The organism is Enhygromyxa salina (assembly GCF_000737335.2).
Taxonomy (GTDB): Bacteria; Myxococcota_A; Polyangia; order Nannocystales; family Nannocystaceae; genus Plesiocystis; species Plesiocystis salina_C.
Map to the genome: position 1 here is coordinate 1 of NZ_JMCC02000226.1, position 4,639 is coordinate 4,639.

The 4,639-nt window shown below is 67.1% G+C and carries 5 protein-coding genes; 1 reads left to right on the forward strand and 4 read right to left on the reverse strand.

The features are described from left to right. The coding region (locus DB30_RS40280; protein ID WP_146662880.1) for a serine/threonine-protein kinase at positions 1-1,203 on the forward strand (1,203 nt) is incomplete at its 5' end. On the opposite strand, the gene DB30_RS40285 is transcribed toward DB30_RS40280, so the two are convergent. The 4 genes from DB30_RS40285 to DB30_RS40300 all read right to left on the reverse strand — a co-directional run. Beyond that, positions 1,184-1,657 (reverse strand): hypothetical protein, encoded by a 474-nt coding sequence (locus DB30_RS40285; RefSeq protein WP_052559390.1) that lies wholly within the window; start codon positions 1,655-1,657, stop codon positions 1,184-1,186. The genes DB30_RS40280 and DB30_RS40285 overlap by 20 nt on opposite strands. 226 nt (positions 1,658-1,883) lie before the next feature. After that, on the reverse strand, positions 1,884-2,711 hold the full coding sequence (locus DB30_RS40290; RefSeq protein WP_146662882.1) for a hypothetical protein: 828 nt from the start codon (positions 2,709-2,711) through the stop codon (positions 1,884-1,886). A gap of 760 nt (positions 2,712-3,471) precedes the next feature. After that, complete coding sequence (locus DB30_RS40295; protein WP_153258504.1) at positions 3,472-3,645, reverse strand: hypothetical protein; 174 nt, start codon at positions 3,643-3,645, stop codon at positions 3,472-3,474. Between the two features lie 459 nt (positions 3,646-4,104). After that, the coding region (locus DB30_RS40300) for a hypothetical protein (protein WP_205633196.1) at positions 4,105-4,639 on the reverse strand (535 nt) is incomplete at its 5' end.

Consider the following 4,639-nt stretch of genomic DNA (forward strand, 5'->3'; position numbering starts at 1 on the left):
GCGGTCGTCGTGGGCGACCGCTACGAGCTGGTGCGCAAGGTCGGCGCGGGCGGGTTTGGGAGCGTCTACGAGGCGATCGACCGCGATCTAGAGCGCGTGGTGGCGGTCAAGGTGCTCGACCTTGGCGATCGCGATCTCGCCCTGCAAGAGGGCCAGGCGCTTGCGAGGCTCAGCCACACCAACGTCGTGACGATCCACGATCACGGGTTTGGCCCCGACTTTCGCTACCTGGTGCTCGAGCTGCTGGAGGGGCCTGACCTTCGAACCTGGTGGCGCGACAAGTCCACGGCGGACATCCTGGCCAAGTTCATGGAGGCGGGCCGCGGCCTCGGGGCCGCGCACGCGGTGGGGCTGGTTCACCGCGACTTCAAGCCCAGCAACGTCCGCATTGGTTCGAAGGGGCAGGCGGTCGTCGTGGATTTTGGCCTCGCCCGCCAGGTCGAGGCGCTGGGGTCCAACGAAGACGAGCGAGGCGTGTTCGTTGGCACAGTCGAGTATGGCGCGCCCGAGCGGCTGATCGGCGAGCCGGGCAATGAGCGGTCGGACCAGTTCTCGTTTTGCGTCGCGCTGTGGGACGCGCTGAGCGGCGTCAACCCGTTTGGGGCCTGCACGGCGGCGACCAGCAACGAGGATCGGGTGCGGGCGATCCTCGCTGGCGCCGTGGGGGCACCACGCGGGGGGCGTCGCGTGGAGCGGGCGCTACGACGGGGGTTGTCGCCGAACCCGGCGAACCGCTTTCCTAGCATGGACTCCCTCATGGCAGCGATCGCACCGGAGCCGCGGCGGTGGGCTTGGCAGGAGCTGCTGGTGGGGGGTGTTGCGGTCGTGCTCCTCGCTGGTGTGCTGACGCAACTGATGCCCACGCGCGCGGGCGGACGGCCCGAGTTCGTACACAGTGTCCAAGCGGCGTGGTCGGGTCATGTCGCTGTGGTTGCGGCTCAACAGGGAAACGCGGACATGGCGTTGCGCCACCTCGAGGCGGCAAAGCGAACCAAGATCAGCAACGGCTCATCGCGAGAACTAGCGGTCCTCAGCGAAGAGGTCGCGCGAGAGCTCGGGCAGCGTCTGATGTACTGGGACGCCGCAACCGCGTGGCAGCTAGCGATTCTCTTCGCCCGGGACGCGCAAGACACCAACCTGGAGCAGCGAGCACGAAAGGGGCTCAATGCAGTCTACCGAGCAGCTAAGTCAGCTCCGCGTTGAAACAGGTCACAGTCCCATCTTCGTTGCACACGCCGTCGTGGCACCAATAGAGCACTCCTTCACAACCGAGCCCCGGCCAGCATGGGCCGCCGTTCTCGCAACACATCGTGTATTCCTGGGGGTCGTCGTGCGGGACATAGTCGACACATCGGCCCGCCCCGCACGCGTCATCGAGCGGCGCATAGGCGGCCACGTCCCCCGTCGCCGGATCCAGAACCTCGCCATAAATAACCGTGAACGGCCTGGTCCCATTCGGACATGCGGGCGTTCCCTTCACCTTCACCGCATTGTTGGCGGGGTTGTAGCAGACGTCCGCGAGCAACTTCGGGACGTTGGCGGGTGTGTACTCGCAAGCCCCTGGCACCGATGTACAGAGGTAGCGATACTCTGCGTCAGCCGTCAACGGGATGGCGATGAGAACCAGCGTGAGCAGCGTGAAGGCGGTCCGGTGCATGGCCCGAGCCTACCTCTGCAAAGGGCTCCGCGTCTGGACAAGTCGCACGGTGCGTGGCCCCGTGTTGCCCACGGCTCGGAAGCCCCACAACGTGCACCGTTGCCCGCGAGCCGGCGAGGTCATCGCCAGATACTTCGCTGCCCGCGGTGAACCAGTCTACGAAAGCCCCCGCAAGCGGGCGAGAAGCCCTCGCCCTCGCCCGAGCTGAAGACAGACAGCGCGATCCCTAGTTTGGCGCCTCGCTGTCAGCGTCGGCCTGGGCTTGGGCTTGGTCCTCGTCCGCGTCCGCGTCCGCGTCCGCTTCCGCGTTGGCCGAAGCGTCTGCACCGCCGCCGTCATCCTCCGGGCTGCCCGAGGCCCGGGCACGCAGCTTGGCAGCGATCGCCTCGTCGAGCGCCCCGTGGACCCGCTCGCCGAGCGTGTCGAGCTCTGGGCTCATGTCGATCACCATCAGCAAGCCGCGGACGGCCTTGACCCACTTGGCATGTCCGGCCCGGAGATCGATCTCGCTGACCGCCGAGCCATCTCGACTCAGCGACGCCTTGAGCTTGGCCCGCTGCTCGACCACCTTTCCGAGCTCGTGGCCAGCCGTGATCCAAGCGGCGAACAGATCGTCCAGGGTTTGATCCCCAACTTTGATCTGAGCCATCTTGGCCCGCGTCGCCGGGCTCACCGTGCGCTCGAGCGCGACCGCGGCCCCGCCCTCTTCTATATGGGGCAGGTTCACCACGCTCAGACCCCGGGGAAACAAGAGCCCCTCGAGCTCTCGATACTCCGCGGCCTTGGCGGCGTCGTCGCTGCCTTCGCTGAGTCCGCGCAACAGAAAATGAACGGCCCGCGCCTTGCGATCATGGGTGGCGTCGAGCTCGCGGGCGGCGTCGATCAGCGTGCGCAGCGTCGCCGTCGCCAGACCGCGCTTGCTCTCGATCTGGGCCAGCGGTTCGTGCGCGTTCTCGATCTCTTTGAGAATGCCAACCCCGAGCGGGCCCGAGTCTGCCAGCGGCTTGCGAAACCCAGCTTCATCGCCAAGCCACGCCTCCGTGGTGTTCAGCATCATATTGATCGAAAGGACATGGAGATTTTTCACATCATCGTGGATATCAAAGTGAGCCAGAGTGCGCAATTCCCCCCGCCTAATGGCCCGGCCCGGTGCTCGCCAGTGGAAAATGAGCTCGGGAGGGCCTTTTTGACCGCCCCGGTACGCCGAGAGGGCCTTCATTGGCTACTTTTGTTGCCAGCCGCGCCGCGATCGAGGCCTCTGGAGGGCCACCCAGAACAGCTCGGCCTCGCTTGGGGCAGCGCTGGGGCCCCTGAATTCTGAGCCGAGTGCGCACCTGTGCCTGGCCGAGGCCGTTGGAGTCGGGCCGGCCGAAGTCTTGGGACCTCTCGAGGGCCGCTTGGCGGACCCCGGCGGTCGACCACCCGCCGGGGCAGGGAGCGTCGGGCGATCGCGTGGTCTCGCGGGGGCCCTCGCGAGGGTCCGAGCTCCGGCCTCGGTGCTGCGCTCGGCCCACGCCTGGTCCCGATCTCGGCCCGGGGGGAAACTCTTGTAGCCGACGAAGGGCCTCGGACGAAGCTGCAGCGCGCTACAGGCGGTGCAGGTAGAGGGCCATCCACCCGAAACATATGAGCAACATGCGCTTGTAGGTGTTGGCGGCGGGGCTGTCGCGTGAAGCGTTCCACTCCCGACGCGCCTTCCTCCCAGGCCCTGGCCCATAGCGCGTCCACTCCCACGGCGACTCCGAGGGCGCCCACGAGGGCGGGGAAGGTTGCAGGGCACCTCCACCTTCTCGAGCTTGCTGGCTTCAAGTTCGTCAAGTGTCCTCGTTGGTGGGGGTGGCCTTCATCCGTGCTCGCCAACGTTGGCGCAGCACAATCTGAAGAATGGAAAAGCCGACAGCCGTCAGCCCAAGCACAACCAGATCGACGTACCAAGGGATGTCCAGCACCGCCGAAAATATGACCAGCCACACAATGATCTGGGCCACCGTATGGAGCCGGGTGCCCGCAAACGGGAAGGTTGGGGGGGCGGCTGTTGCAGCCGGGTTAGTCGCGGTCGTCACCGAGTGCGTCCGTAGGTTGAATGTGCTGTCGCCTCGCCATCCACGAAGAGATGTCCATCGCCCCGAGCTGCGTCGTCAGCAAGCAGGATGACCTTGGCGGCTTGGCCACCGGGCAGCGTGTACGTGACCGACGCCCAACGTGTGGTGACCGTCCTGAGTTGTGTACTCGTCGGCCACGGCCAGGGGGGACCACGAGCGCCATGACCGTGGTGGGCAACATGGAAAAAATTTAGAGCCGTCGAGACTGCGGGCAAGCTGCAAGATCTGCGATCGTTGCGAGCCGCTCCTGCCGCCGACTGGACTGAGAGCTGAAGCGAGGGGGCGCTTGAAAGCACCACGGGCTCCTAGTAGGCCCGAGTCGAGCCCGCAGCGCTCGATTCGGGTCTAGAGGCGGCGCACGCGGGTGGCGTCGACGCGCTCGAACAGCTCGCGGCGGACGGCGGCGTTGAAGGCTGACTTGATCGCCGCCCCGGCGCCCTTGGTCATGCGGCGAAAGCCGAGGTGATCGAGGAGGGTGCGGGCGAGCTCCTCGCGCTCGTAGACGCTGCCCTCGCGGCTGACGGAGCGGAGCGCCTCGACGAGGTCGTCGCGGGTGTAGTCCTCGAGCTTGCGGGTGGCCAGGCGCAGGTCGTCGCCGCTGTCGGGGTCGAGGACCTGGCGGCTGACCGCGGCGCGCAGGTGGCCTTCGAGGCGCCCGCGGAGCTTGGCGCTCACGCGCTCGTAGCCCAGGCCCTCGGCGAGCGCACGGATGGTGTCCTCGCGGGGGATCGCGGCGCGGTTGCGCAGGAGGGCGCGGAGCAGGGCCATGACCTCGACGGGTTCTTCCTCGGGGAGGACGGGCTCGGGCGGGGAGTGGACGAGGAGCGAGAGCTGCTCGGTAGGGGAGGTGCGGGGCGGTTGCGGCGAGATCGGAAGAGCA

Bases quoted from the DNA above. Each gene is read 5' to 3' on its own strand.
- DB30_RS40285 (WP_052559390.1), bottom strand. From the start codon at position 1,657: ATGCACCGGACCGCCTTCACGCTGCTCACGCTGGTTCTCATCGCCATC.
- DB30_RS40290 (WP_146662882.1), bottom strand. From the start codon at position 2,711: ATGCTGAACACCACGGAGGCGTGGCTTGGCGATGAAGCTGGGTTTCGC.